The organism is Massilia sp. KIM (assembly GCF_002007115.1).
Taxonomy (GTDB): Bacteria; Pseudomonadota; Gammaproteobacteria; order Burkholderiales; family Burkholderiaceae_D; genus Telluria.
The window spans coordinates 311,430-336,462 of record NZ_MVAD01000001.1 but is presented as its reverse complement, the minus strand read 5'-3'; the positions used below and the strand labels follow the sequence as shown (position 1 = coordinate 336,462).

At 67.8% G+C, this 25,033-nt stretch carries 23 protein-coding genes and 1 riboswitch; of the genes, 11 read left to right on the top strand and 12 right to left on the bottom strand.

Annotated elements, in window-relative coordinates; genetic code table 11:
* Positions 1-51: 51 nt before the first annotated feature.
* The 3 genes from B0920_RS01585 to ilvB all read right to left on the bottom strand — a co-directional run bounded on the left by B0920_RS01585 (position 52) and on the right by ilvB (position 4,122).
* On the bottom strand, positions 52-525 hold the full coding sequence (locus B0920_RS01585; protein WP_078030845.1) for a VOC family protein: 474 nt from the start codon (positions 523-525) through the stop codon (positions 52-54).
* Between the two features lie 175 nt (positions 526-700).
* Positions 701-2,203, bottom strand: a complete 1,503-nt coding sequence (locus B0920_RS01580) for a nitrous oxide reductase family maturation protein NosD (protein ID WP_143745601.1) — start codon at positions 2,201-2,203, stop codon at positions 701-703.
* A 152-nt stretch (positions 2,204-2,355) separates the two neighbouring features.
* The gene (gene ilvB, locus B0920_RS01575) at positions 2,356-4,122 is read right to left on the bottom strand and encodes a biosynthetic-type acetolactate synthase large subunit (protein WP_078030843.1); all 1,767 of its coding nucleotides are present in this window, start codon (positions 4,120-4,122) and stop codon (positions 2,356-2,358) included.
* An 80-nt stretch (positions 4,123-4,202) separates the two neighbouring features.
* Here ilvB and B0920_RS01570 point away from each other — a divergent pair, with 80 nt between their 5' ends.
* Positions 4,203-4,685: an Lrp/AsnC family transcriptional regulator gene (locus tag B0920_RS01570; RefSeq protein ID WP_229455105.1), complete on the top strand. Its 483-nt coding sequence runs from the start codon at positions 4,203-4,205 to the stop codon at positions 4,683-4,685.
* Between the two features lie 19 nt (positions 4,686-4,704).
* On the opposite strand, the gene B0920_RS01565 is transcribed toward B0920_RS01570, so the two are convergent.
* The 4 genes from B0920_RS01565 to B0920_RS01550 all read right to left on the bottom strand — a co-directional run bounded on the left by B0920_RS01565 (position 4,705) and on the right by B0920_RS01550 (position 9,694).
* Complete coding sequence (locus B0920_RS01565) at positions 4,705-6,225, bottom strand: PEP-CTERM sorting domain-containing protein (protein WP_078030841.1); 1,521 nt, start codon at positions 6,223-6,225, stop codon at positions 4,705-4,707.
* Positions 6,226-6,324: 99 nt separating this feature from the next.
* A complete protein-coding gene (locus tag B0920_RS01560) occupies positions 6,325-7,110 on the bottom strand; it encodes a hypothetical protein (protein ID WP_229455104.1) in 786 nt (261 codons plus the stop codon).
* A gap of 55 nt (positions 7,111-7,165) precedes the next feature.
* Entirely contained in the window at positions 7,166-8,620 is a 1,455-nt protein-coding gene (locus B0920_RS01555) for a methyl-accepting chemotaxis protein (RefSeq protein WP_078030840.1), read from the bottom strand.
* A gap of 168 nt (positions 8,621-8,788) precedes the next feature.
* Positions 8,789-9,694, bottom strand: a complete 906-nt coding sequence (locus tag B0920_RS01550) for a LysR family transcriptional regulator (RefSeq protein WP_078030839.1) — start codon at positions 9,692-9,694, stop codon at positions 8,789-8,791.
* 127 nt (positions 9,695-9,821) lie between these two features.
* Between B0920_RS01550 and B0920_RS01545 the strand changes: the two genes are divergently transcribed.
* The gene (locus B0920_RS01545; RefSeq protein ID WP_078033245.1) at positions 9,822-11,027 is read left to right on the top strand and encodes an MFS transporter; all 1,206 of its coding nucleotides are present in this window, start codon (positions 9,822-9,824) and stop codon (positions 11,025-11,027) included.
* Between the two features lie 24 nt (positions 11,028-11,051).
* Complete coding sequence (gene dkgB, locus B0920_RS01540; RefSeq protein ID WP_143745599.1) at positions 11,052-11,852, top strand: 2,5-didehydrogluconate reductase DkgB; 801 nt, start codon at positions 11,052-11,054, stop codon at positions 11,850-11,852.
* A gap of 25 nt (positions 11,853-11,877) precedes the next feature.
* Here dkgB and B0920_RS01535 read toward each other — a convergent pair whose 3' ends face one another.
* Positions 11,878-12,585 carry a glutathione S-transferase gene (locus B0920_RS01535; protein WP_078030837.1) on the bottom strand — a complete coding sequence of 236 codons (708 nt, stop codon included), beginning with the start codon at positions 12,583-12,585 and terminating at the stop codon, positions 11,878-11,880.
* A gap of 321 nt (positions 12,586-12,906) precedes the next feature.
* Between B0920_RS01535 and B0920_RS01530 the strand changes: the two genes are divergently transcribed.
* From B0920_RS01530 to B0920_RS01500, 7 genes are all read left to right on the top strand, one after another.
* A complete protein-coding gene (locus B0920_RS01530) occupies positions 12,907-13,827 on the top strand; it encodes a DUF535 family protein (protein WP_078030834.1) in 921 nt (306 codons plus the stop codon).
* A gap of 109 nt (positions 13,828-13,936) precedes the next feature.
* Positions 13,937-15,094 carry an iron-containing alcohol dehydrogenase gene (locus B0920_RS01525; RefSeq protein ID WP_078030833.1) on the top strand — a complete coding sequence of 386 codons (1,158 nt, stop codon included), beginning with the start codon at positions 13,937-13,939 and terminating at the stop codon, positions 15,092-15,094.
* A gap of 111 nt (positions 15,095-15,205) precedes the next feature.
* Positions 15,206-16,522 (top strand): sensor histidine kinase, encoded by a 1,317-nt coding sequence (locus B0920_RS01520; RefSeq protein WP_143745598.1) that lies wholly within the window; start codon positions 15,206-15,208, stop codon positions 16,520-16,522.
* A 75-nt stretch (positions 16,523-16,597) separates the two neighbouring features.
* Complete coding sequence (locus B0920_RS01515) at positions 16,598-17,341, top strand: MotA/TolQ/ExbB proton channel family protein (protein WP_078030831.1); 744 nt, start codon at positions 16,598-16,600, stop codon at positions 17,339-17,341.
* Complete coding sequence (locus B0920_RS01510) at positions 17,331-17,750, top strand: biopolymer transporter ExbD (RefSeq protein ID WP_078030830.1); 420 nt, start codon at positions 17,331-17,333, stop codon at positions 17,748-17,750. Before B0920_RS01515 ends, B0920_RS01510 begins: the two co-directional genes overlap by 11 nt.
* Positions 17,747-19,159 (top strand): hypothetical protein, encoded by a 1,413-nt coding sequence (locus tag B0920_RS01505; protein WP_143745597.1) that lies wholly within the window; start codon positions 17,747-17,749, stop codon positions 19,157-19,159. The genes B0920_RS01510 and B0920_RS01505 overlap by 4 nt, the downstream gene beginning before the upstream one ends.
* A gap of 54 nt (positions 19,160-19,213) precedes the next feature.
* Positions 19,214-19,312, top strand: a riboswitch (TPP riboswitch).
* Between the two features lie 82 nt (positions 19,313-19,394).
* The gene (locus tag B0920_RS01500; RefSeq protein ID WP_078030826.1) at positions 19,395-21,512 is read left to right on the top strand and encodes a TonB-dependent siderophore receptor; all 2,118 of its coding nucleotides are present in this window, start codon (positions 19,395-19,397) and stop codon (positions 21,510-21,512) included.
* 140 nt (positions 21,513-21,652) lie between these two features.
* Here B0920_RS01500 and B0920_RS01495 read toward each other — a convergent pair whose 3' ends face one another.
* Both B0920_RS01495 and B0920_RS25335 read right to left on the bottom strand, forming a co-directional pair.
* On the bottom strand, positions 21,653-22,018 hold the full coding sequence (locus tag B0920_RS01495; protein ID WP_078030825.1) for a hypothetical protein: 366 nt from the start codon (positions 22,016-22,018) through the stop codon (positions 21,653-21,655).
* A gap of 213 nt (positions 22,019-22,231) precedes the next feature.
* Positions 22,232-22,522: a hypothetical protein gene (locus B0920_RS25335; protein ID WP_143745596.1), complete on the bottom strand. Its 291-nt coding sequence runs from the start codon at positions 22,520-22,522 to the stop codon at positions 22,232-22,234.
* Positions 22,523-23,026: 504 nt separating this feature from the next.
* Between B0920_RS25335 and B0920_RS01490 the strand changes: the two genes are divergently transcribed.
* Positions 23,027-23,803, top strand: coding sequence for a class I SAM-dependent methyltransferase (locus B0920_RS01490; protein WP_078030824.1), 777 nt, complete (start codon positions 23,027-23,029; stop codon positions 23,801-23,803).
* A 68-nt stretch (positions 23,804-23,871) separates the two neighbouring features.
* On the opposite strand, the gene B0920_RS01485 is transcribed toward B0920_RS01490, so the two are convergent.
* Together B0920_RS01485 and pnuC are read right to left on the bottom strand one after the other, a co-directional pair.
* On the bottom strand, positions 23,872-24,390 hold the full coding sequence (locus B0920_RS01485) for an AAA family ATPase (protein ID WP_229455102.1): 519 nt from the start codon (positions 24,388-24,390) through the stop codon (positions 23,872-23,874).
* Complete coding sequence (pnuC, locus tag B0920_RS01480) at positions 24,387-24,980, bottom strand: nicotinamide riboside transporter PnuC (protein ID WP_078033243.1); 594 nt, start codon at positions 24,978-24,980, stop codon at positions 24,387-24,389. Before pnuC ends, B0920_RS01485 begins: the two co-directional genes overlap by 4 nt.
* Positions 24,981-25,033 lie beyond the last annotated feature (53 nt).

Here is a 25,033-nt window from a genome sequence, read left to right as displayed (position 1 = left end):
ATGGCCTTGACCAGTGGCCTCGGCCCGCGACCCTGGCCCTTGCCGGGCCGCTTATGCGCAGGCGGCCTGGCGCTTCATCGCTTCCTGCAGCTCGTCCACCGGCACGTCGCGGATATGGGTCGCTATCGACCATTGATGGCCGAAGGGATCTTCCACCACGCCGTAGCGGTCGCCCCAAAACATGTCGGCCGGCTCCATGCGCACCGTGGCGCCGGCCTCGACCGCGCGGCGGAAGGCGGCGTCGACGTCGGGCACGGAGAGGTGGATGGTGACCGACGAGCCGCCCAGGGTCTTGGGACCGCGCGCCTGCCAGTCGGGGAATTCGTCCATCAGCATCACCATCGAGTCGCCGATGCGCACCGCCGCATGGGCCAGCTTGCCGTTCGGGTCCGGCAGGCGCATCACTTCTTCAGCGCCGAAGGCGCGGGTATAAAAGTCGATCGCGTCGGCGGCGCCGGCGCAGATGAGGTGCGGGGTCACGGTGTGCATGCCATCTTCCACCGGCTTGGTAGTGCTTGAAGTCATGTTTTCTCCTCCAGGTTAACAACAGCGACGGACATCCCGACTGTAGACATTACGCCTGCGACCGGGTTCTGGCAACGCACTATTTTGCTGAGTTTGCTCAGCTTGCCCCGCGTGCCTTTATTGCCTTCGCGATGAATGGGGAGACCATGTTAGCGAGACCTGCTGACAGTTCCTGTCAGGAGCAGGCGCCCATGGCGCCGCACAGGGCCGGCGAGGCCGTGCCGAACTCGTCCGCACCGAGATCCAGGCTGCCGCCCTCGACCCGGCTCTGGCCGTCGAGGTCGCGACTGCCGTTGGCCGGGATCGCGCCGGGGCGGTAGTGCCTGCTCCACAGGGGCGAGGACCAGCCGCCCAGCGCCGCGCCCGCGACGCCCTTGCCGATCGCCGGCGAGCCGGCCTGCAGGCGCAGGTTGCCGTTCGCCGGATCGACGTAGCGCGGATCCTGGACCAGGCGGGCGCCCGGCACGGCCACGTTGCTGGTGTTCGGCGCGAACCACAGGTTGACGCCCCAGACGTTGCCGCTGCTGCCGCTGCCGCTGTTGTCGACGCTGTCGACGACGCTGGTCGCGCCGACGATGATGTTGTTGTTGAAGTGGGAGTTCAGCACCTTGTGCTGGAGCACGATCTCGGTGCCCCAGCCCTTGTTCCTGTAGAAGGAATTGTTGTTGACGTGGATGCGGCGCGCCTCGCCCAGGCCGGCCGCGTATCCGCCGAGCGAGACGCCCGCCTCCCGGTTCAGGTAGACGAGGTTGTTCGTCATCAGGATGTCCTCGGTGGCCTTGCCCGGATGCTCGCTGGCGAACTCGAAGCCGATGTCGTTGAGCGTGGCGATGTTGCGCTCGAAGACGATGTTGCGCCCGCCATCGACATAGAAGCCGGCCGCCGAGCCCTCGCCGCCGTACCAGGGATTGTTGATGGTGGAATTGTTCGCGGCCCGGTTGCCGCGCACCAGGCCATTGCGCACGCGGTCGTTCTCGCCGCAGGCGGCGCACTCGCCTTCGTAGCCGATGAAGTCGTAGCCGATGTTGTTATTGTCGTGAACGTCGTTGAACAGCACCTCGAAGCGGTCGACGTTGCCGTTGATGACCAAGGCCTCGCTGGCCTGCAGCAGGTTGCCGTACACCTCGTTACCCTGCACCAGCAGGTCGGTGATGCCGGTGGTATCGGTCCCGAAAACCGCCAGTCCGTGGGCGCCGACGAGGCAGGGATCGGCGCAGGTGCTGAGATGCTTGATGCCGTGGATTTTGTTGTTCACGATCTGGACCCTGGTCCCGTTCCCCGTAACCAGGATGCCGACCGGGCTGTCGCCCGCGCTGCCGGTGGCGAAGCCGGTGACGGTGAAGCCCTCGACCCGGAAGTGGCTCGAGTTGCGGACCGTGATCAGCCCTTCCCGCCCGGACGGCCTCAGGCCTGCGCCGCTGATGATTGCGCCGGGCTCGCCCTTGAGCGTGATGGCCGCGCCGGCGGCGCCATTCTTGCCGCTCACCAGCACCTTCTGGGTATAGATGCCGGCCTGCACCAGGACCGTGTCGCCGGCTACCGCCGCATTCACCGCGGCCTGGATCGACTGGCCGGGGCCGACCGTGTAGGTCGCGGCCTGGGCCGCGACATGGGCGCCCAGCATCGCCAGGGCCAAGGCCGCAAGGCGCGCGGCGCTCATGACTTGCGCTGTCTTCATGAGGAACACTCCAATGGGGCTCGCAGTACGAGCGGGTCGAGAGACGCGCCTTGGCGGCGCACCGGAAGGACAGCCGTACCGACCTGCACCGCGTCATATTGGAGAAAAACGCTCCCCCGACACACTATTCAAGTTATCGGCTTGACCGCATTTCAGGCTGTAGTTTCTTTATACCAACTATCCTTGCTCAGCATTATCTCATGGTGGCCACGGCCGGCGGGGATCATCGGGAAGCAATTCTCGGCCTGCTCCACCGCCACGTCGAGCAGATAAGGCCCATCCGACCTGAGGCAGGCGGCGATCGCCGCATCGAGTTGGTCGGCGCGCGCGACCCGCGCCGCCTGCCAGCCGAAGGCCCGCGCCAGCAGCACGAAGTCGGGCAGCGCCTCGTTCCAACTGTGGCTGTAGCGTCCGCCGTGATGCAGCTCCTGCCACTGGCGCACCATGCCCATGCAGCCGTTGTTGGACACGATCAGCTTGACCGGGCAGCGGTGCTGGGCGGCGGTGGCCAGCTCCTGGATGTTCATCAGGACCGAGGCGTCGCCGCTGATGCAAGCCACCAGCGCGTCCGGATGGGCCACCTGGGCGCCGATCGCGGCCGGCAGGCCATAGCCCATCGTCCCCGCCCCGCCCGAGGTGAGCCAGTGGCGCGGCGCCTCGAAGCGCAGGTATTGCGCGGCCCACATCTGGTGCTGGCCGACGTCGGTCGAGACGATGGCGTGGCGCGCGGCCAGCGGTCCGGCCAGGACCTGCATCAGGCGCTGGGGCGCGATCGCCGGCGCGCGCTCCGCGATCTCCAGGCAGCGGCGGGCGCGCCAGCGGGCGATGCGGGCCCACCAAGCGCGCGTCAGGCCCGGCTCGGGCGGCGCCGGTTCCAGGCGCGCGAGCAAGGCCTCGAGCACCTCCCCGCCATCGCCGACCAGGCCGACCTCGGTGCGCACCACCTTGCCGATCGAGCGCGGGTCGATGTCGACGTGGACGATGCGCGCCTGCGGGCAGAACTGGTCGAGCCGGCCGGTGACGCGGTCGTCGAAGCGGGCGCCGGCGCAGATCACCAGGTCGGCCTCGTGCATGGCCAGGTTGGCTTCCAGGGTGCCGTGCATGCCCAGCATGCCAAGCCATTCCGGACGCGAGGCCGGGAAGGCGCCAAGGCCCAGCAGGCTCAGGGTGCAGGGCGCATCGGCCAGCTCCACCAGGCGCGCGAACGCGGCGCAGGCGCGCGGACCTGCGCTCACCAGCCCGCCCCCGCCGTAGAACACCGGGCGGCGTGCGGTGCGGATCAGCTCGGCGGCCCGGTCCAGGTCCGCGGGCGGCGGCGCCGGACGCGCCGCCCGGTGTCCTGAGGCGGGGGCGGTGGGCGCGAACGGCGGGGCCGGGGCGGCCTGCACGTCCTTGGGCAGGTCCACCAGCACCGGGCCGGGACGTCCGCCGGTCGCCTCGCGGATTGCGCGCCGCAGCGTGGGCGCGATCTCGTCCACGTTTAGCACCTGGGCGTTCCAGCGCGTCACCGCGCGCGAGATGGCGAGCGCGTCGCATTCCTGGAAGGCGTCGGTGCCGATCGCCGCGGTGCTCACCTGGCCGCTGATGCACAGGACCGGGATCGAATCGCTCAGGGCGTCGAGCAGGCCCGAGGTGGTGTTGGCCACGCCGGGGCCGGAGGTGACGAAGACCACGCCCAGGCGGCCGGTCGAGCGCGCATAGCCTTCGGCGGCGTGCACGGCGGCCTGCTCGTGGCGTACCAGGATGTGGCGCAGGCGGCCGTCCAGGGCAAGCGCATCGTAGAGCGGCAGCACGGCGCCGCCGGGGTAGCCGAAGACGGTGTCGACGCCCGCCTCCACCAGGAGCTCGAGCAGGAGGGCGGCGCCATTGCGGGCGGGGGTGGCGGGCGGGGCGGCGTCGGGGACGGGAAAGGTTCTCATCCCTGGAATTCTATTCATCGAGAGGCTGAAAGTGCTTCATAATCATGCACTGTTACAGCACCCAACCTGAAAGGCTTTCCGTGGAAGAGGAAAGAGACAGAAAGATTTTCGACGCGGCCGACCGCGCCATCCTGGGCATCCTGCTCAAGGACTCGCGCACCCCGCTGCAGGAGATCAGCGCGGCGGTCGGGCTATCGACGACTTCGTGCTGGAACCGCATCAAGCGCATGACGGATTCCGGCCTGCTGCAGGGCTATACGGTGAAGGTGGACCTAGCCCACCTGGGCTACCAGGACACAGTGATCGTCCAGGTCACCCTCGACAGCCACAGCGAGCAGACCCTGTACGAGTTCGGCCGCGCGCTGGAGTCGATCCCGGAGGTGCTGGAAGCGAGCCTGATCTCGGGCGACTACGATTACTTCATCCGCATCGCGGTCAAGGACACCCGCGACTACGAGCGCCTGCTGCGCGAGCGGCTGTACAAGATCCCCGGCATCCGCCACAGCAAATCCAGCTTCGTGCTGCGCACCCTGAAGCGCACCGACACGCCCCTGCAGTTCTGAGCGGGGGCGCCGGACGGATTCAGGCGCGGCGACGGCGCATCAGCCACATGGCAGCGCCGGCGAGTGCGCCGAGCCAGAGGGTGCCCGGCTCGGGCACCTTGACCGGATCGGGCCGGATCGGCTGCTCGCCGCCCACCGGCAGTTCCGGTGTCGGCGCGCCGGTCGGCAACTCGGGCTTTGGCTGACCGGTTGGCAACTCGGGCTTCGGCGGGCCGGCCGGCGTTTCCGGGAGCGGGGGTGTCGGACCGCCCCCATCCGGGGTGGACGGACCGCCGGGTTGCGGTCCCGGCGTACCGGGCGCGGGCGGATTCGTGCCCGGCTGCCCGCCGCCAGGCGGGGCCGGCGACGGCTGGCCGGCGCCGGGCTCGCCGGTTTCCGGCTGCTGCGGTGTCGACGGCTGGGTGCCGGTCGGCGGCGCTGGCTTGTCCGGCGTTGATGCGCCGGGCTTGCCAGTGCTCGGCTTGCCAGGCGTCGGATTGCTTGGAGTCGGATTGCCTGGGGTGGGATTGCCCGGCGTCGGATTACCCGGAGTGGAAGTGTCCGGCGTCGGCGTTGCCGGGTTGGGCGTGCCTGGGGCCGGATTGCCGGGCGCCGCCGGGCCGGGCTGCTGTGCGCCCGGGGCCGGGGCGCCGCCCGAGGCTTGGCCGCCGTCCGCGCCCGGCGTGGCCGGATTGCCGGTCTCGCTACCGGAACGCGACGAGCCGGCGCGCGCGCTGACCGGGCTGCCGAGCGAAGGATGCGGGGGCGGCGCACCGATGCGCGCGGCCAGCTCCTTGCCGCCGGCTTGCGCCACCGCCTCGGCCAGCAGGCGGGCGCCACCGAAGTCCTGCAACTGGTAACGCTGGCCGCTGCCGCCCTCGTCGCCGAAACCGCCGGCCGAGAAGGCCTCGACGCTCTCCGCGCCCCCTCCCAGCGCGCCCTCGAGCACCAGCGGCGTATCGAGCTCTTCCGCGCTCGGCTCGCTGGCCGCCACCGGCTGGCGCGGCAGGTCCGAGATCCGGTTGGCGCAGCGGGCGCGCGCCTCGTTGACGCCGTCGCTGACCAGGGCTTCGCCCTCGGCCAGCATGAGCTTGTGCGCGGTCCAGTAGATCTTGCCGTCCTTGCGGTAGGAGACGTAGACCGCGCGCGGCTTGGCCACCCTGGTCATGAAGGCCTTGTCGAGCCCGAAATCGGCGTAGTGGGCGGCGACCAGCCTGTCCTTGCGCACCGCGGCCCTCAGTTCCTCCGCGCTGGCGACGCCGCCAGGCACCACCGAATACGGGTAGACGCGGCGCGCCGGCTCGGCCTCGGCGACCAGCGGCGCGCTGCCCGGCTGGGCTTGCGCGGAAGCGGAAGCAGCCTGGGTGGCCGGGGTGGCCGGGCTTGCGGGGGAAGCGGGGATGGCCGGCCGGGCCGGATCGGCCAGGGACGCGGACACCGGCGCCTGTCGCGGCAGAAGCACGGCGGCCCCGGCCAGGCCGGCGAAGGCCAGGCTCACCAGGCGGGCGGTCGGTGACAGGGAACTGGCGCGGCGGTAGAGGGTGGCGAGCGGGCTGGACATGGACGGCCTGTGTAGGAAGGTTCCTACAGGATATCAGGCTTGCCATGTCAAAACTGCATTCCTTTTAGAAAATTATGTTTCCTGACTATAAACGTTGCGTCAATACGACGATATGCGCCTATTCACGCCCGGCAGGCAGCACATAGCGGAAGCTGGGCTCGATATGCCGCGCATGCAGCCAGGCAACGATGTCCTCGAGGGTTGCATCCTTGAGCAGCAGCCCCTCGGCCGGCCCGCATCCGGCCGCGCCCCCGGCGGCGCCGAGGCGGCTGCCGAGGACGTGGACTGAGGGGCGCCGCCTGCCGGCCGCAGGCTGGCCAGGGCCTGGGCGAAGGCCGCCGGGGCGATGCTGTCGAGCTCGTCGAGGAAGGCGGCCTGCCCGGCCGCCGGCGGCGGCAGGTCCAGGCCCGCTTCGTCGGCGAAGGAAGCGCCCATGCCGGGATGGATGAAGGCCGCCCACTTGCCGCTGGCCTGGTGCAGGCAGGGCGGCAGTTCCAGCGGCGCGCTCACCGGGCCGGGCGCGGCCATGTCGGGAAAATAGCGCGCGTGCAGGGCGTCGACGAAGGCCTGCATCTGCTCTACCGGCGCCGGCTCGGCCAGCGACAGCCACAGGCCGTAGGCGCCGTCGCCCGAGATGCTCACCGCCGGCGCCGGCAGGCCGAGTTCCTGCTGCAGCCCGTTGGCGGCGTCGCACAGGCGGGTCCAGTGGCTGCCGTCGGCGTCCACTCGCGCGAAGGGAATCATGGCGGCCCGCATCAGGCCGTCCGGTCCCGCCAGGCTCAGGGCCTGGGTGTGTTCGCCGCGCAGCTGGCGCAGCAGGGCATCTTCCGGAAATGCGCCGGGCCGCAGATAAAGGCGGTTCAGCGCGGAGATCAGCTTTTCCATGGCGTCGTCGAAGTGTCGTCCAGCGCGTATTCTGACACAAGGACGATGCACCCTCTCAGCGCCCCGCCCCGCCCTGCAGTCGCGCCGAATCGAAGCCCACCCGCACCGCGCCCCAGTGGCGACCGTCGATCATGAGCGGCATTGACAGGTCGTTGATCACCTCGCCGGTATCGCGCAGATAGGTCTGGAACAGGATTGGCTTGCGGTTGGACGCCAGCTTGCTGCCCACCGGGTCGTCGAAGATGCGCTTGTTGCGGCAATGGACCAGGTCGTGTTCGGGCTGGCCGGTCGGCTGCAGCGAGAACTTGCCGTTGTGGGCCGGCGCATAGCCGCGGTTGTCGACCGCCAGCGCGTAGGCGCAGCCCGGCAGGCCGCTCAACACGCCGTCGAAGATGGCCTGCAGGTCGCGCTCCACGGCGCGGTCGTAACTGGTGTGGTAGCGCGGCGGATTGGAGCCGGCGATCGGCTGGTAGGCCTGGTCGAAGATGTTGGCGCCGCGCGCGGCATGGCCCTCGAGGCAGGCCAGCACGTCGTCGCGCAGGCGGCTGGTGGCCGCGACCAGCGCGTCGAAGGGGGTGCCGCCGGTGTGGAACTCGGACAGCACGCCCTGGATCTCTTCGCTCGCGGCGCGCACTTCGTCCACGCGGCGCGAGGCGTCCGCCATCGACTTGCCCGAGGCCGAGGCGTTGGCCGCGATCTGGCCGACCTTGCGTCCGATGTCCTGGTTGATGGCGTCGAGCGAGGACATCGAGCCGGCGATGGCGTTGACGGTGCCGGCCATGCGCTCGAAGTCGGCCACGAAGGTGGAGAAACGGCCGGCCGCGGCGCCCACCTCGGCGCTCGAGGCGCCGACGCCGTCGAGGATGCCGGCGGTGGCGCCGGCGGTCGATTCGACCAGGCCGCGCATCTCGCTGTTCACGACGGCGATCTTGCTGGTCTCCTCGTTCACCAGCAGCGACAGGCGGCGCACCTCGGCCGCGACCACGGCGAAGCCGCGTCCCGCCTCGCCGGCGCGCGCCGCCTCGATCGCGGCGTTGATGGCCAGCAGGTTGGTCTGGTTGGCGATGCGCTGGATGACCGTGCCGAACTCGCTGATCGAACGCGAATGCGCGACCAGCTGTTCCACGGTGCGGGCGAAGCCGTCGACCTGGGTCTCGATGGCGCGCATCCGCTGCTCCAATTGCGCCAGGTTGTCCATCGACTCGCGCGCCACCGCCAGGTTGCGCCCGGCCGTCGTGGCGATCTCGTCGGTGCCGGCCTTGACGTCGGCCGAGAGCTGGGTCACCTCGCGCGCCGCGGCCGCCAGTTCGTTGGCGGCCTCGTACTGCTGCTTCGCCTGGGCCAGCGAATGGTCGACCTCCTTGCGCAGGCGCGCCGCATTGATCGCGGTGCGGATGCTGCCGTCGCGCGCGCTGACCACCAGGCCATGGAAACGTCCGCGGATGCCGCCACCCATTGCCGCGAAATGCGTCATGGATGGACGCAGCACCGCCTTCAACCATGTGAACATGGTGTCCTCCTCCGTGTAGGTGATTTTATGATTTTTATTGACGGCAACTATAGCTGCGAGAAGGCATCATGTCACCCAATTTGGTGCGCAAATGCACGACGATGGCGCAAAAAACGACAGGCGGTTGCAAAATTGGCTTGCCAGTAAGTTACGTGTAAGTTTGGCGCCTCAAACCGGTTCCTCTCCCAACATCCCGCCGAGCCGCGCCGCCAGGAACTCGACCAGCGCGGCGACCCGCGGCGCCAGCGCTCCCTGCTTGTAGAACACCGCCCACACCGGCTGCAGCCACGGCAGGCTGTGCGCTTCCAGCACCGGCACCAGGCGGCCGGCGGCGACGTCGGCGCGCGTCAGGAAGTCCGACAGCGAGGCGATGCCGGCCCCGGCCAGCGCCAGGTGGCGCACCGTCTCGCCGCTCGAGGCGCTCACCGCCGGGGTGACGGTCCAGCCTTCGGCGCCGCCGTGGCGCAGCGGCCAGGTGTTGAGCGAGGCCGGCGCCGTGAAGCCCAGGGTGCGGTGGCGCGCCAGCTCGGCCGGCTCGCCCGGGACGCCATGCTTGTCCAGGTAGGAGGGCGCGGCCAGCACCCGGATCCGGCTGGCGCCCAGGCGGCGCGCGTTGAGGGTCGAATCGGGCAAGGCGCCGATGCGGATCGCCAGGTCGGCGCGCTCCTCGATCAGGTCGACGTAGGTCTCGCCGCTCACCAGCTCCAGCTGCACCAGCGGATAGCGCTCGAGGAATTCCGGCACCAGGGGCGCGAGCAGGTGGTCGAGCGTGGGCGTGGCCGAGTTCACCCGCACCAGGCCGGAGGGCTGGGAACGGCGCGCCTGGGCCTCGGCCTCGGTATTGGCAAGATCGGCCAGCAGGCTGCGCGCGCGGCCCAGCAGCCAGGCCCCCTCCTCGGTGAGCTGGATGCGGCGCGTGGTCCGGTGCAGCAGGGTCATGCCCAGCTTGTCCTCGAGGCGCGAGATGGTGCGCGACACGCCAGACGGGGTCTGGCCCAGGCGCTCGGCGGCGGCCGAGAAGGAGCCCGCATCCATGACGGTGGAGAAGACAATCAGCGCGTCGACATCGATCATTTGTGACTCCGAATCAAAAGTCAATTGTACGCCAAGGCATTTTTCCTTGCGGCCAGGCGCGGCACACTGCATGCCTGTTTGAAACCGGCTTATTGAAGCCGGCATATCCATGCACAAGGAGAACACCATGCCACTCGCACTTTGGGCGCTCACGCTGAGCGCCTTCGCCATCGGGACCACGGAATTCGTGATCGTCGGCCTGATCCCCACCATCGCCGCCAGCCTGGGCGTGTCGGTGCCTTCCGCCGGCCTGCTGGTCAGCCTGTACGCCCTCGGCGTGGCGGTCGGCGCGCCGGTGCTGACCGCGCTCACCGGCCGCGTGCCGCGCAAGCAGCTCCTGCTCGGCCTGATGGCCCTGTTCACGATCGGGAACCTGGTCGCCTGGATGGCGCCGAACTACCCGGCCCTGATGGCGGCGCGGGTGTTGACCGGCCTGGCCCACGGCGTGTTCTTCTCGATCGGCTCGACCATCGCCACCAGCCTGGTGTCGAAGGAGAAGGCGGCCAGCGCCATCGCCCTGATGTTCACCGGCCTCACCGTGGCCCTGGTGACCGGGGTGCCGCTCGGGACCTTCATCGGCCAGCATTTCGGCTGGCAGGCCACCTTCCTGGCGGTCTCGCTGCTGGGCATCGTCGCCATCGTCGGCAGCGCCATCCTGGTGCCGTCCAACATCGCCGGCAGCCCGCCTTCGAGCCTGCTGACCCAGCTCGCGGTGCTGAAGAAGCCGCGCCTGCTGCTGGTCTACGCCATGACCACGCTCGGCTACGGCGGTTCCTTCATCGCCTTCACCTATCTCGCACCGATCCTGCAGGAAGTGGCCGGCTTCGCGGCCGGCACCGTGAGCCTGGTGATGCTGGTGTACGGCGTGTCTGTCGCCGCCGGCAATATCTGGGGCGGCAAGCTGGCCGACCGCAAGGGCCCGGTGCGCGCGCTGCAGATCGTGTTCGCCCTGCTGGCCCTGGTGCTGCTGGCCCTGACCTTCACCGCGCCCAGCAAGCCCCTGGTCCTGCTGACCGTGCTGGCCTGGGGCGCGGTCGCCTTTGGCAACGTGCCCGGCTTGCAGGTCTACGTGGTGCAGCGTGCCGAGCGCGACGCCCCGCAGGCGGTGGACGTGGCCTCGGGCCTGAACATCGCCGCCTTCAACGTCGGCATCGCCCTCGGCGCCTGGGGCGGCGGCCTGATCGTCGCCAAGCTGGGCCTGATGGCCACGCCGCCGATCGGCGCCCTGATCGTGGTCGGCGCCTTCGCCCTGACCACCCTGGCCGGCTGGCTCGACCGCCGCGACGGCGTGCCCGCCAAGCTGGCGGCCGGCCGCGTGGTCGCCACCCACTGAACCATGAACTTGAAAGGAACTCCTATGAAAATGCCACGACTGGGCCTCGGGACCTTCCGCCTCAAGGGCGAGCAGGCGCTCGCCTCGGTGCGCATGGGCCTCGAACTGGGCTACCGCCACCTCGACACCGCGCAGATCTACGACAACGAAGCCGAAGTCGGCCAGGCCCTGGCGGAATCCGGGGTGGCGCGTAGCGACGTTTTCGTGACCACCAAGATCTGGACCGAGCACCTGGCCGCCGACAAGCTGGCGGCCAGCCTGAAAGAAAGCCTGCGCAAGCTGCGGCTCGAGCAGGTGGACCTGACCCTGATCCATTGGCCCTCGCCGGACGGCGCGACCCCGCTGGCCGACACCATGCAGGCGCTGCTGGCGGCGCGCGAGGCCGGCTTGAGCGCCGCCATCGGCGTGTCGAACTTCCCGGTCGCGCTGATGCGCGAAGCGGCGCAGGTGGTGGGAGCGGACAACATCGCGACCAACCAGGTGGAGCTGCACCCCTATCTGCAGAGCCCCGCCTTGCGCGCGGCGGCGCGCGAGCTGGGGGTGCACCTGACGGCCTACATGCCGCTGGCCTACGGCAAGGTGATCGACGACCCGGCGATCCAGGCGGTGGGCGCGCGGCACGGGGCGACGGCGGCCCAGGTGAGCCTGGCCTGGCTGATGGCCAAGGGCTATGCGGTGATTCCGTCGTCGACCAGGCGCGAGAACCTGGCGGCCAACCTGAAGGCGCGCGAACTGGTGCTGGATGCCGGCGACATCGCCGCGCTCGACGCCCTGGACCGCGGGGAGCGGCTGGTCAGCCCCGATTTCGCGCCGCAGTGGGATTGAGCAGGCCTGCCGCCGCCGCGAAGGCCTACTGATCGAGCTCCGGATAGCGCCTGAAGATCCCGTTCTGGTTGAACGGGATCCTGCGCTCCGACGCCAGGTAGGCCGCGATGTTCGGCCGCGCCGCCACCCGGTCGCGCAGCGCGGTCAAGGCCGGATACTCCTCCTCCATGCGCCGCATCGCCCTCGGGAAGGCATAGCGCAGCCCCTCGATCACCTGGAACAGCGACAGGTCCGCATAACTGAGCCTGTCCCCGACCAGGAATTCGCGCGGCTCCGGATTGGTCAGCAGGCGCGCGAAGTAGCCGAGGAACTTCGGGATGCGCGTCTCGACGAAGTCCGCGGCCCGCCGCATGGCTTCCGGCTTTTGGTCTTCGTAGTACAGCGAGGTGGAGATCGGGTGGTGGGTGTCGTGCACCTCGGTCACCAGGTCGGCGATGGTCAGCTGCAGCTGGTGCGCCCACAGGCGGCCCGGATCGGTGCGTGGCGCCAGCGCGTGCTGCTCGCCGAGGTACATCAGGATGTTGGGCGCCTGGCCGATGGTCAGCTCCCCCGCCTTGAGGAAGGGCGGCGCGAACGAAGGGTATTCCTCCACCTCCAGCGCCGCCATCAGGCGCTTCATGCCGCCTTCGCGGCGCGCCACGTCGACGTAATCCGCCGCCGCCTCCTCCAGCGCGAGCCGGACGAATTCGCCGCGCCCTTGTATGCTCGGCCAGTAATAAAGTTCATACACCATCGCCCGCCTCCCGGTCTGCTTCGGTCTGGCGCAATTATCTGTGATGATCGCTAAGCCTGTCGCTCCTTAAACATGATAGTCTTACTCATCGGATCGCCATAAACTAAAAGTTAAAATTTCCGAGAGAGAGACGCCATGATTACTTTTCGCTACGTTGGTTCCCCACCACTTAATTTCTTGCGTTCGGGCATAACTTAGCGTTTCCGACGATAATTGCGGTCAGGAATTTCCTTTCCGCTGGGCACGTCCCGTTCCCGGACGTGAACAAGACTGGCGACCGCCCTGCGGTTGCCCGCTATTTATCGCGACATGGAGCGCCCGATGACCATCGCTCATCTTTCCAACCCCGTCCGCGGCATTGCGCGCCGGTTGCGCATGCTGCGCTATTGGCGCGAACACCAGGCCCTGGGGCGACTCGAACTCATGCGCCGCTTCGGCGCCGAATCTCCCGGTGGCGACCCCTTCGAGCACCTGGGCGACCGCGACTACCTGGTGCGCGGCCTGTCCACCCGCGAGCGGGTGCAGTTCGTGCTGTCGCACTACCGCTTCGAGGACGCGCGCTTCAACGCCGCCTACAAGGAGGCGGTCTACGGCGGCGCGGGGCTGGCCCTGTGGCAGCACGACACCGAGGAGCACAGCTTCGTCCTGCGCCTCGAAATGGCGCCGCGCCACGACGCCGAGGGCGACCTGACCATCTCGCTGCTGGCCGACGGCCACTACCTGCACCGCCTGTCCTACACCTGGGTCGACGGCGAACTGGCCGGCGTCGAGCTGCCGACCGTCCCCTTCATCACCCGCAACCAGGGCCGCTGGGCCGATTCCGGTCCCGCATTCGAGGCCTTCGACGCGGTCTTCCCCAACAACTCGCCGAGCTTCTTCTGCTTCGCGGCGATGCAGGGCGTGGCCCAGGCCCTGGGCATGGACCGGGTGGTGGCGATCCGCTGCACCGCCCACATCCACTACGACCCCGCCGACCTGCGCCACTTCGAGAACGCCTACGACGGCTTCTGGCGCATCCTGGGCGGCGCCGAGATGAACGAGCGCAGCTTCCTGATCCGCCTGCCCTTCTACCTCAAGCCGCTCGAAGACATGCCGTCCAAGCACCGCAAGCGCGCCGCCCAGCGCCGCGAGAACTGGCGCGCGATCGGCGACTCCACCCGCAGCACCCTGCTGCGCCACATGGTGGCCGTGGAAGCCACCGCCCCCGCCGGCGCGGCCGCCGAGGGCCTGAAGCAGGCCTGAAGCAGGCTTGACACCAGCTCGAGCCCGTGCGGCGGCGCCGCCGCCGGGCAGGCTTGGCGCGCATCGGCGATAATCCCTTCTTTGTCTCGACAACAACAAGGGGTAAGCCGTGCAGAACTTCGATTTCCATAATCCGACCCGCGTCATGTTCGGCAAGGGCCAGATCGCCGCGCTGGCGCAACTGGTGCCGGCCGGCAGCCGCGTCCTGATGCTCTATGGCGGCGGCAGCATCCGCAACAACGGCGTCTACGACGAGGTCAAGGCCGCCCTCGCCGGCCACACCCTGCTCGAATTCGGCGGCATCGAGCCAAATCCCACCTACGAAACCCTGATGCGCGCGATCGCCCTGGTGCGCGCCGAGAACATCGACTTCCTGCTGGCGGTGGGCGGCGGCTCGGTCATCGACGGCACCAAGTTCGTCGCCGCCGGCAGCCTGCTCGAGGAAGATCCGTGGACCATCTTCGAGCAGCGCGCCGCCAACGTGCAGGGCGCCCTGCCCTTCGGCGCGGTGCTGACCCTGCCGGCTACCGGCTCCGAGATGAATTCCGCCGCCGTGGTCACACGCAAGGCGACCCAGGAAAAGCGCGCCTTCGCCTCGCGCCACGTGTTCCCGCGCTTCGCCGTGCTGGACCCGACCAAGACCTTCACCCTGCCCGCGCGCCAGGTCGGCAATGGCGTGGTCGACGCCTTCGTGCACGTGATGGAGCAGTACATGACCCATCCGGTCGACGCCAAGGTCCAGGACCGCTTCGCCGAAGGCCTGCTGCTCACCCTGATCGAGGAAGGCCCCAGGACCCTGGCCGCCCCCGAGGACTACGACGCGCGCGCCAACCTGATGTGGACCGCGACCCTGGCCCTGAACGGCCTGATCGGCGCCGGCGTGCCCCAGGACTGGTCGACCCACATGATCGGCCACGAACTCACCGCGCTCTACGGTCTCGATCACGCCCAGACCCTGGCCGTGGTGCTGCCCTCGATGCTGCGCGTGCGGCGCGAGGCCAAGCGCGCCAAGCTGCTGCAGTACGCGGCGCGCGTGTGGGACCTGCGCGAGGGCGACGAGGACGCGCGCATCGAGGCCGCCATCGCGAAGACCGAAGCCTTCTTCGAGAGCGTCGGCGTGCCCACCAAGCTGTCTGGCTACGGCTTGAGCCGCGAGCACGTCGAACCGGTGCTGGCCGCCCTGGAAGCCCACCAGCTGACCAAGCTGGGCGAAGACCGTGGCGTGACGCTCGAGGTCAGCCGCAAGGTGCTCGAACTGAGCGTCTGAGCAAGCCTGGCGGGCTTGGCCCTGCCATCGTGAAGCGGCGCGACACGGATTGCCGGTCGCCGGGCAGTCCGGCGCCGCAGTCTCACTCTTACAAGAACCGGGGTTATCGGTATGGAACTCGATCAGTCCACGATGGCGGCGGTACTGGGCATGAAATCGGTGCTGGCCGGGCTGGTCTTCTACCTGCTCCACCGATCCGCGCGCCGCATTCCCGGCCTTTACCTATGGGCGCTGGCCTCGTTTGCGGTCGGGCTCGCCGTTCTGCTCGACCTTTCCGGCCTGATCGCCAATCCGTCACTGGCCTCCCTGCTGTTCAACATCCCGCTGGTGGGCGGGCAAATCCTGTTCCTGTTCGGGGCGGCCCAGTTCGTCGGCCGTCCCTTCCGGCGGCCTGCCCTGCCCCTGCTGCTGGCCACGGTCACGCTCCTTGCCCTTACCTGGACCCTGGCTTTCCCCGACAGCGCGCTGAGGGTGCTGAGCCTGACGCCCCTGTACGCCGGCGCCAACGCATGGATGGCCTGGCTGCTGTGGCAGCATCGGGCCAGGAATGCGCAAGCCGCCTACGGGATCGCGGCCGCCACCATGCTGGTGCAAGCGGGGGCGGCGCTCGCACAAGCGGCCTTCGCCCTGCTTGCGGCGGAAATCGGCTCTCAGACTGCAGCATGGGCAACCCCGGCTAACGTCCTCATCTGGATCAATGCGGTACTGACCATCGTCCTGGGAAGCTGGGTGCTGTTCCTGCTCATCATGCTGCGCCTGGTGGACGAACTCAAGGCCGCCGCCGAACGCGAGGAGCGCGAGCGCATCGCACGCGACCTGCACGACACCGTCCTGCAGACCTTCCAGGGCTTCGTGATGAAAGCGAGCGCGATGCTCCCGGACTCCGAATCGGCGCTCGGGGACTCGCTCAGCCATTGCCTGCGCGACGCGACGGTGGCGATCAAGGAAGGACGCGAGAAAGTGGCCAGCCTGCGCGGCGTCTCCAGCCACAGCCTGCATGACATGCTGCGCTGCGCCGCCGTACAGGCGGCCGGGCCTGGCCAGCAGTTCAGCCTGCGTTGCGTAGGCAAGCCGCGCGCGCTCGACCCCATCGTACAGCAGGAGTTATGCGCCATCGGGCGGGAGGCCGTCTGCAACGCCTACCGTCACGCGCAGGCCAGACACCATGAACTCATCGTCGACTACGGCGCGGACACGCTGGTCTTGACCGTGCGCGACGACGGGCGAGGCATCGCGCCCAGCGAGCGCGACAAATGCGGTCATTGGGGACTGCGAGGCATCGAGGAGCGCGCCCGGCTGATCCATGCCGACGCCACCTTGCGCAGCGCACCGGGCGCCGGGACGACATGGCGTATCGAGCTCAAGGCGACCCTCGCCTACGCCGGTGGGCAGCCCTACGCCGTCAGCCACCTTACCCAGCATGGATAGAAAAAAATAATTCCACATCTTGGAATTTTTTACTGCTAGGATGTAGCAATAATAACTTCCTGGCGAGGCTCAGCCGTGCGCACGCAGATTGGTTTCCAAGCGCTGTCGAAGACCGTGTTCGTTCTGTTGGCCTGGCTGGGATCGGCCTGCGCCGCCCACGCGGCGCAGATCGACCTGCTCGACCAGTTGCGCGAGGGCGGCGCGGCGATCGTCGTCACCCTGGGGCTGTCGGTGCTGCTGGTCGCGGTCAGCATCGAGCGCCTGCTGCACCTGCGCGCACGGGCCGTCGTACCGGCGGGCCTCGCCCAGCAGGCGCGCGAGTTGTGGGCGGCGTCCGACAGCGCTGGCTTGAAAGCTGCGGCGCAGGAAAGCGACAGCACCCTCGGCCGGATCATCGCCTACATGCTCGCGCACCGCGGCCAGCAGTACGCCTATGTCAGCGCCGGAACGGGCGATATCGCCTCCCTCGAACTGCGGCATCACCAGCAGAAGTTCTATGCCCTGGCGATCGTGGCCACCGTGGCGCCCATCGTGGGCTTGCTCGGGACCGTGCTGGGCATGATCGAGTCTTTCCATGTGATCGCCTACGCGGAAGGAATGGGCAATCCCGCCCTGCTGGCGGGCGGGATCGCGAAGGCCTTGATCAACACGGCAGCCGGCCTGGCCGTGGCGCTGCCTGCGCTCGGCATGCACCATTACTTCAAGCACCGCCTGGCCTTCTACAGCCTGGAGCTCGAAAAGCAGGTGAATGGACTGCTGCAGGAATGGTTCGCCCCGGCCAGGGTGACCGCCGGAGCGGAGGCCTCCCATGCGCATTGACCTGGGGACGGACGAAGCGCCGGAAATCGGGCTGATCGCCCTCATCGACTGCATCTTCTTCCTGCTGATGTTCTTCATGATCGCGACTTCGTTCAAGCAGTCGGAAGCCGGGAAGCAGATGGAATTGCCCGTGGTGCTGCCGGCCGCCCAGATGAGCCTCGAGCGTGCGGATGCGGCGCCGGCGCCGCTCGCGATCGGCGTGGACAGCAAGGGCAAGCTCTACCTCGATGGCAAGCAGGTCACCGTGCGGGAACTGCACGACAGGCTGAAATCGGAAGCGGCCGCCAATCCAGGGCGGCCGATCCGCATCGACGGCGACGAAATGGCGCGCTACCAGGACATCGTCCACGTGCTCGACTTGTGCCAGTTCGAAGGCTTCACCAGGATCGCAATGCACACCCGCCGATGAGGACCATGTTCAGGGTGGGTTCGTCGCGCTGGTGCCTGCTGGTGTCGGTCGGGCTGCACGCCGGCCTGGCGGCCTGGCTCTACCATCTAGGCACGGTCGACATCCTGCGGCGCCAGGACACCGAGGTGGCGGCCAGCGTGCGGGCCACGGCGCAGGCCCGCATGGCGCGGCGCGTCGAGGACCTCAGGAAGATCAAGGAGCTGCTGGAGCAGTCCGCCCAGCGCGCGCCGGAGCCCGCCCCGTCCACGGACGCGACGGCAGCGACGCACGGCGCGGCGGCGGCCGAACCGGAGCGGATGCTGGAGCAGGCGCGCACGATGGCGCGCGCCATCGATGAACTTGGCCAGGAGCTGAAGGCGGAGGAGCTGGCGCGCCTGACCGACAGGACGAAGGAAGAGGCGCGCGCCGAAGTGGACGCTGCAGCCCCGCCCCACCCCGTTTCGGAGGCTGCGCCAGGCGGCGACCCGGCGGCCGAACTGGCCGCGCTGGAAGCGCGGGCTCGGGCCGTGCTGGCCAGCCGCGCCGGGCAGCTGGCGCGCGAACGCGAGGGCGTCACCGTGGAGCGCGAGGGTGCGCGCGCAGCAGGGACTGGAGACGACCAGGGCATGTCCGGCATCGGCGACGGCGATGGCGATGGCGTCGGCCCCGATGAAAGCAGCGCATCCGGACTGGGCAGCGGGCTGGGAAAGCCGCAAGCGGGCGTGATCGAACGCACCGCCGAGGAAATCGCACGCTTCATGCGCGAGGGCGAGGAAGCGGAGCGGGACTGGACCAGCCGCGCGTACAGGCACAAGCGCCGTGACATCTTCGCGGGCGGGCGCGGGAAGATCCCCGGCTTCGATACGGCGCGCATGGTCAAGGGCAGCGGCCGCACGTTCGGCGCGGGAGGACAATACGCGAACCGCATCTATCTCAACAGCTGGTACATGATCGGCCCCTTCCAGGGACGCCATGGCCTGGAGCTATTCAACAACCCGAGACACCCGCCCGAAGACGCGGTGCTCCTCGATGCCGCCTACTACGGCAAGGACCAGCGCGTCGTCAAGTGGGAATACGTGAGCGCGGCCAGCTATCCCCTGGTGCCGCGCGTCGCCGAGGAGAACGCCGTCTATTACGGCTACACGGAAGTCTCCATGGACCGCGAGCGCGACATGCTGGTCTGGATCGGCGCCGACGACGACGTCGCGGTCAAGGTGAACGACCGGCTCATCTGGCAAGCCGGGAATTCGTCCAAGCGCTGGTTCTACCAGAGCGTCTACGGCGGCAAGAACACCTACCAGCGCGATTACAACCGCACCGAGGGCCAGCGCCTGGTCCGCTTTCGCAAGGGACGCAACACGATCTTCTTCAAGTTGTCGAACGGGCCGACGCGGCTCTTCTTTTCGATGCTGCTGACGCCCACGACCTGAATCAAGCATTGATTGACACATTCACCACGGCGTGCCCGCGTCGTGTTACACTCGCGCCTTCGCTAGGGGTCCTGGAACGGCAGTTCCGGGTGAGAGATACCCTTCGTACCTGATCTGGATAATGCCAGCGAAGGAAAGCGCAACGCAGTTCCCATCCCAGTTTGCCCTTCCCCCACGTTGGCTCCGGCTTTTTGAAAAAAGCAGCGCGCAGCGATGCGTGCGAAGACGAGCAACCATGAAAACCACCTTGAAGCACAGCATCCTGGCCTGCGCCCTCGCGCAGGCATTCTCCGTCCACGCCCAGAGCGCCCTGCCCTCGGTGGTCGTCACTGGCAGCAAATGGGTCGCCAGCGAGCGCGCCACGGTCGGCGGCTTTTCCGACGCGCCCCTGCTGGACACCCCGGCCTCGATCAGCGCCCTTGGCCGCGCCCAGCTCGACGACCTGTCGATCCGCAACGCCACCGAAGCGACCCGCTTCGACGCCTCGATCGGCGACGCCTACAACGCGGTCGGCTATGCCGAGCAGTTCTCGATCCGCGGCTTCGCGCTCGACAACGCCACCAGCTACCGCAAGGACATGATCGCGATCCCGGCCGACACCCAGATCCCGCTCGAGAACAAGGAGCGCTTCGAAGTGCTGCGCGGCCTGGCCGGTCTGCAGGCCGGCGTGGCCGGGCCCGGCGGCATCGTCAACTACGTGACCAAGCGCCCGACCGCGACGCAACTGCGCTCGGCCACGGTCGAGGTGCGCGAGCGCGGCACCGTGTACGCCGCGCTCGACCTGGGCGGGCGTTTCGCCGACCGCCGCTTCGGCTACCGCATCAACGCCGCCGCCGAGGACCTGAAGTCCTATGTGCGCGGCGCCGACGGCGAGCGCCAGTTCGTGTCCGCCGCCTTCGACTGGCAGATCAGCCCGGACGCCCTGCTCCAGCTCGACCTCGACCACCAGCACAAGTCGCAGATCACCGCGCCCGGCTACCAGCTGATCCGCAACGAAGCGCTGCCGACCGGCGTCTCGGCCAAGACCCTGCTCAACAACCAGCCCTGGACGCGCCCGGTCGACACCGACAGCAGCAACCTGGGCCTGCGCTTCGAGTACCGCTTCAACCCGGACTGGAACGCGAGCGTCAGCGCCAACAAGCACTGGTTCAAGCGCGACGACTACACCGCCTTCCCTTATGGCTGCAGCAACGAGGGCGAAGGCTTTTACCCGGGCTACTGCTCGAACGGCGACTACGACCTCTACGACTACCAGAGCACCGGCGAGCGCAAGACCCCGTTCGGCATCCAGGCTATGGTGCAGGGCCGCCTGAACACCGGCGCGGTGCGCCACGCCCTGACGGCCGGCCTGGCCTATGCCGAGCGCCACGACAGCTTCGGCGAGTACGTGTACGACTATGTCGGCTACAGCAACATCTACAACAACCTGGTGGTGCCGCCCGTCTCCGCCGACCGCGTCACCGGCCCGGTGATGGAGCGCCGCAGCAACGAGGAGCGTTCGGTGTTCGTGCAGGACGTGATGACCCTCTCGCCCCAGTTCGCGCTGCACGCCGGGGTGCGCTATGTGAAGCTCGAGCGCGAGGAGCTGGCCGAGCTGGACCAGCCCTGGGTGCGCGGCAAGGACAGCTTCGCGCTGCCGAACGTGGCCCTGGTCTACAAGCCGGCTCAGGACTGGAGCGTCTACGCCTCGCTGAGCCACGGCCTGCAGTACGGCGGCGTGGCGCCGATGGAGACCAGCAACCAGAACACCGCGCTGTCGCCGAGCCGTTCGCGCCAGTCCGAGCTGGGCGTCAAAGGCCTGGTGAACAGCCAGCTGATGGTGTCGGCCGCCGTGTTCGACATGCGCCAGGGCCTGGAGTACACCAACGCCGCCAACACCTTCGTGCGCGCGGGCGAACAGCGCCACCGCGGCATCGAACTCTCGGCCCAGGGCAAGGCGACGGCGGACCTGAGCTACAGCCTGTCGCTGATGGCGCTGGACGCGGAGCAGAACGGCACCGGCGACCCGTCCACCGACGGCAAGCGCGTGACCAACGTGCCCGAGCTCCGTTCGACCGCGCTGGTCGAGTACGCGGTGCCTGCTGTGTCGGGCCTGAAGCTGGACGCCGTGTGGCAGTACTCGGGCGACAAGGCCTTCGATCCGGCCAACCGGGCGGTGGTGCCGTCCTATCACCTGTTCGGCTTCGGCGGCTCGTATGCGCTGGCGCTGGGCGGCATGCGCACCACCATCCGCGCGCGCGTGGACAACGCCTTCGACAAGTTCCACTGGCGTGACGTGACGCAGTCGCTCGGCGGCTACCTGCTGCCAGGCGCGCCGCGCACCTTCCGCGTGTCGGCGCAGTTCGATTTCTGACAGCGCCGGGTTGTCGCCCCCGACCCCGGGTCTACAGCTGCCCGGGGACGGCGGTTCTGGGCTGAATCGCGCGGCGTATCACCGACTGCATGGCCGCAAACACATGTGCGCCACAGGCCAGGAAGGCCGGTACTTGAGCGTCAAGGGCCGGCCGGCGGATCGACAAGCAATTCGGGCTGCAGGGCGCGGATGCGCAATTCCGTGAAATAACCGCCTGCCTCGTTGTAGCGCAGGTAGTGCCGGCCGCAATCGAGGCAGCGCGTGACGGTGCAGCGGTTATAGGGGTAGAAGGCGGGCGCGATCGGGGCGTCCTCGCTCTCGTAACGGGTGCCTGCCGGGTGAAACTCGGCGAAGGTCGGTTCGTCGTAAGGATCGTCGAACAGGGTCCCGACCTCCTCCAGGCGGTCGAGCTTCAGCCCCAAGGGCAAGGCGCGCCAGGCGGCGAGCGATTCCTTGTTGCAGTTGCACGGTGCGGTCACCGAGGCGGAGTCCTGGGCCAGGCGCATCAGCGTTATGAAGTCGATTTTCGGCACGATGATCAGTCGGTTCGTTTCTCGGTATTGTAGACGCAACGGGCGCTCGGCAGTGCCCGGAACATACGGATGAGCACGGTTTCGCTCCCTTCCGGCGGTTGCGAAAGGCAGCCCCTCGCAGCGTCTCCTCTCGCCCCTAGATGGCTCTCGATACCGCTAGGCTAGCCACCGGTGATAGACGTGCAGTCAGTCGATCCATTGAACTGTCTTGCCAATGCCGGGCGCAGATTCAGCCGCGGCAATCGCCTCTTCGATCGTTGCGCCACCTCCTCCGCCCGCATTGAAACGTCCACGCTCGGTCGTGCTCCCGAATTGGACGTAGAAGTATTCGCCTTCCTGATCGTCCGCGATTTCAGGTGGATCTTGATAATCGCCAGATCCGGGACGGTATTGGCAACGCATGATTCGCAAGTCGCACGTGACTGTCCCGTCGTATAAAAAAGTTCCGCTTTTAACTACCACTTCGCCTTCTGCCATTGTTCTCCCCCGTTCTCGTTTTACAACGGTCCACTTCCGCCACTTGCAGCTGTACAGCTGAGTCCACTTTCTACTTATTGCAAACCTCGGCTGATCTCAACCCTCAGCCAGCGGCAAACAGCTCTCTGGATTCGACTTATAGTGAGCTTTGAAGGCTTGAGACAACACCGGCATCGAAGCCCGAGCATATCAGGTTGTCATTACCGTTAAGTCACAGATTGTTGCGAAGGGCTGCGAGCGACCCGAGACAGCCTCTCAAGATGCAGGTCAGTTCCGCCAGTACATCCAGCATCTCCCGTCCTGAACGGTAAAAGCTCTTCGACTCGCAGATAGCGTGGAGATAGTCAATCCGATCCGCTGAACTTGCTCAGTCAACGCGACACCAGCAGGAAAGCCTTGCATAGCGGACGCACTTTCGCAGCGAAGGCCACTACACTGCTTCTATCTATCCACGGCAAACCTGCGGGCGTTATCGCAGGTAGCGCCTTATCAAGGGAACCGATCATGCTCCGCATCCGCCTTCACAATTGCCTCGCCTCAAACACTTACCGCCTGCTAAGCATCCTGCTCACTTGCCTGTCGGCTTGCCCGCTGCTGTCAACCGCCAGTAGCGATGCCGCAACACCGGTAGCGGGCGCCGATAGGCGATATGAACGCGTCGTACCTAGCGCGGATGGCATCGGCAAGCGCTACATGGGTCGCGAGATCGCCGGCGTGATGGGATGGCAAGGCGCCCAATGGCTGGAGCGCGAAAGTCGGGCAAGTGAGGAGCGGCCCGAATTGCTTCTGCGGGAACTGGAGCTGGCACCGGGCATGACGGTGGCCGACATCGGCGCCGGCACCGGCTATTACACCTGGCAGTTGGCGAAACAGGTCGGATCCGGCGGGCGCGTATATGCAGTCGACGTCCAGCCGGAAATGATTAGCATGCTCGACAGACAAATGGAAAAGCGTGGCGTGCGCAATGTGGTGTCGGTGCTAGCCAGCGAAACCAATGTCAAGCTGCCCCCGGCAAGCGTCGACTTGGCAATCATGGTCGATGTCTATCATGAGCTCGCTTATCCTTCGGAGGTCCTCGACAGCATTATCAAGGCCTTGAAGCCCGGCGGGCGCGTCGTCTTTGTCGAATATCGGGCCGAGGATCCTTCCGTCGCAATCAAGCCGCTGCATAAGATGAGCGAGCGCCAGATACGGCGTGAAGCCACGGCGCACGGCCTGAAGTGGGAACGCAGCATCAAATCGCTGCCGATTCAGCATGCGATCGTCTTTCGGAAGCCCTGAGTACCGATTTTCTTTGCTGGCCGAAGGCTGCCGCTCACTTCAGCATAACAGGTGACCAGGTCCAGAGATTAGGAGGCAGCCAGCAACTCCTCCACCCTGCGCAGGCGCTGCGCCAGTCCGCCCTCCAGCAGGACGTAGGGAATACCGCGCGCCTCCAGCGTCTCGAGCAGCATCCTGTGCACCATCTGGCGCACTTCCTCCGACTCGCGTTGCAGTCCATCCGGCTCCCAGGGGCTGTCGGGGGCCGTGACGAAAGTCCAGGCGTAGTCGTGGCGCGCGTCGAGCCGCGCAAGTTCCGGGTCGACCCTGCCCCAGTACACGCGGCTGTAGAGCGCCGTCATCAGGGGCGTGGTGTCGCAGAACAGCCAGCCCGTGGCCTGGGCCGCCGCCTCCTCCTCGCGCTCGCGCTGGGTGCGCGCGATGCCGAACTGGTCGTGCTCGAAGGGCACGCGCCCCAGGGTGTCGACGAATTCGCGCAGGTATTCAGGCACCCAGACGGTCCGGTAGCGGGCCGCCAGCGCCTCGGCCAAGGTCGATTTGCCGGACGACTCGGCGCCCAGGATGGCCACGCGCCGCGCCGCGATCACGCATCCCTCCGCGCGATGTTGGACCAGGCGCGCAGGCCGGTCCAGGCCAGCACCACGAACACCGCGTACAGCACTGCGGTCAGGTTCAGGCCCTTGTAGACGTACAGGCCGACGTACAGGATGTCGACCGCGATCCACACGTGCCAGTTCTCGACCTTCTTGCGGCCCAGCAGAAGCTGGCCGACCAGGCTGCCCGCGGTGAGGAAGCCGTCCGCGTGCGGCACGTCGGTGTCGGTGTAGTGGTCGAGGAAGGACGAGAGCAGCAGGAAGCCGAGCAGCCAGCCCGCCAGCGCCCAGGCCCAGCCCCTGGGGCGAAGGCGCGTCACCACCAGGGGCGCGTTGCCGGCGCCGTGCAGCCACTGGTACCAGCCCCACACCGAGGCGCCGATGAACACGAACTGCAGGCCCATGTCGCCGTACAGGCGGGCGTCGAAGAACACCACCGCATAGGTGGCGGAGGACGCGATCGAGAACAGCCAGGCCCAATGCTTCTGACGGATGTTGAGCACCACGGTGGTGACCGCGAGCAGGAAGGAGATCAGTTCCAGCGGTGTCGTGGTGAGGCCGGCGAGGTTGAGCGTGTCGTTCATGGTGCGGTGGAAGGCGGAGTACCAGGTAAGCAAAAGGCCGCGGCGAAGTGCGC

Excerpts from the sequence above, each read along its gene's own strand:
- B0920_RS01585 (WP_078030845.1), bottom strand. The coding sequence starts at position 525 with ATGACTTCAAGCACTACCAAGCCGGTGGAAGATGGCATGCACACCGTG.
- B0920_RS01580 (WP_143745601.1), bottom strand. The coding sequence starts at position 2,203 with ATGAAGACAGCGCAAGTCATGAGCGCCGCGCGCCTTGCGGCCTTGGCC.
- ilvB (WP_078030843.1), bottom strand. The coding sequence starts at position 4,122 with ATGAGAACCTTTCCCGTCCCCGACGCCGCCCCGCCCGCCACCCCCGCC.
- B0920_RS01565 (WP_078030841.1), bottom strand. The coding sequence starts at position 6,225 with ATGTCCAGCCCGCTCGCCACCCTCTACCGCCGCGCCAGTTCCCTGTCA.
- B0920_RS01560 (WP_229455104.1), bottom strand. The coding sequence starts at position 7,110 with ATGGAAAAGCTGATCTCCGCGCTGAACCGCCTTTATCTGCGGCCCGGC.
- B0920_RS01555 (WP_078030840.1), bottom strand. The coding sequence starts at position 8,620 with ATGTTCACATGGTTGAAGGCGGTGCTGCGTCCATCCATGACGCATTTC.
- B0920_RS01550 (WP_078030839.1), bottom strand. The coding sequence starts at position 9,694 with ATGATCGATGTCGACGCGCTGATTGTCTTCTCCACCGTCATGGATGCG.
- B0920_RS01545 (WP_078033245.1), top strand. The coding sequence starts at position 9,822 with ATGCCACTCGCACTTTGGGCGCTCACGCTGAGCGCCTTCGCCATCGGG.
- dkgB (WP_143745599.1), top strand. The coding sequence starts at position 11,052 with ATGAAAATGCCACGACTGGGCCTCGGGACCTTCCGCCTCAAGGGCGAG.
- B0920_RS01535 (WP_078030837.1), bottom strand. The coding sequence starts at position 12,585 with ATGGTGTATGAACTTTATTACTGGCCGAGCATACAAGGGCGCGGCGAA.
- B0920_RS01530 (WP_078030834.1), top strand. The coding sequence starts at position 12,907 with ATGACCATCGCTCATCTTTCCAACCCCGTCCGCGGCATTGCGCGCCGG.
- B0920_RS01520 (WP_143745598.1), top strand. The coding sequence starts at position 15,206 with ATGGAACTCGATCAGTCCACGATGGCGGCGGTACTGGGCATGAAATCG.
- B0920_RS01510 (WP_078030830.1), top strand. The coding sequence starts at position 17,331 with ATGCGCATTGACCTGGGGACGGACGAAGCGCCGGAAATCGGGCTGATC.
- B0920_RS01505 (WP_143745597.1), top strand. The coding sequence starts at position 17,747 with ATGAGGACCATGTTCAGGGTGGGTTCGTCGCGCTGGTGCCTGCTGGTG.
- B0920_RS01500 (WP_078030826.1), top strand. The coding sequence starts at position 19,395 with ATGAAAACCACCTTGAAGCACAGCATCCTGGCCTGCGCCCTCGCGCAG.
- B0920_RS01495 (WP_078030825.1), bottom strand. The coding sequence starts at position 22,018 with ATGCGCCTGGCCCAGGACTCCGCCTCGGTGACCGCACCGTGCAACTGC.
- B0920_RS25335 (WP_143745596.1), bottom strand. The coding sequence starts at position 22,522 with ATGGCAGAAGGCGAAGTGGTAGTTAAAAGCGGAACTTTTTTATACGAC.
- B0920_RS01490 (WP_078030824.1), top strand. The coding sequence starts at position 23,027 with ATGCTCCGCATCCGCCTTCACAATTGCCTCGCCTCAAACACTTACCGC.
- pnuC (WP_078033243.1), bottom strand. The coding sequence starts at position 24,980 with ATGAACGACACGCTCAACCTCGCCGGCCTCACCACGACACCGCTGGAA.